This is a genomic window from Paraburkholderia sp. SIMBA_053 (assembly GCF_046534895.1).
In the GTDB taxonomy this organism is placed as follows: domain Bacteria; phylum Pseudomonadota; class Gammaproteobacteria; order Burkholderiales; family Burkholderiaceae; genus Paraburkholderia; species Paraburkholderia caledonica.
Genome location: NZ_JAWRXU010000866.1, coordinates 1 through 265, shown reverse-complemented (window position 1 = coordinate 265; position 265 = coordinate 1). Strand labels below are relative to the sequence as shown.

Sequence of the window (265 nt, the reverse complement as noted above, 5' to 3'; positions counted from 1 at the left end):
GCACGAGTATCAGGCGGGGCCCATCGTGGTGCCGACCGAACCGCATGCGCTGACAGGCGCGAAAGCGCCTCAGGTGCTTGGCCATGAATTCAGCGCGGAAGTCGTCGAAGTCGGCAAGGACGTGAAGAACGTGCAACGCGGCGACCGCATCTCGGTGATGCCGCTCGCGTCGTGCGGACAGTGCTATTACTGCGCGCGCGGCATGCGCCATCTGTGCTCGAAAATGGGCTGCGTCGGGCTCAGTTGGGACGGCGGCGGAATGGCC

The 265-nt window shown here is 65.3% G+C and carries 1 protein-coding gene; it reads left to right on the top strand.

The window, feature by feature from the left end; translation table 11 throughout:
* Nucleotides 1–25: 25 nt before the first annotated feature.
* The coding region (locus SB753_RS38060) for an alcohol dehydrogenase catalytic domain-containing protein (RefSeq protein WP_410805292.1) at nucleotides 26–265 on the top strand (240 nt) is incomplete at its 3' end.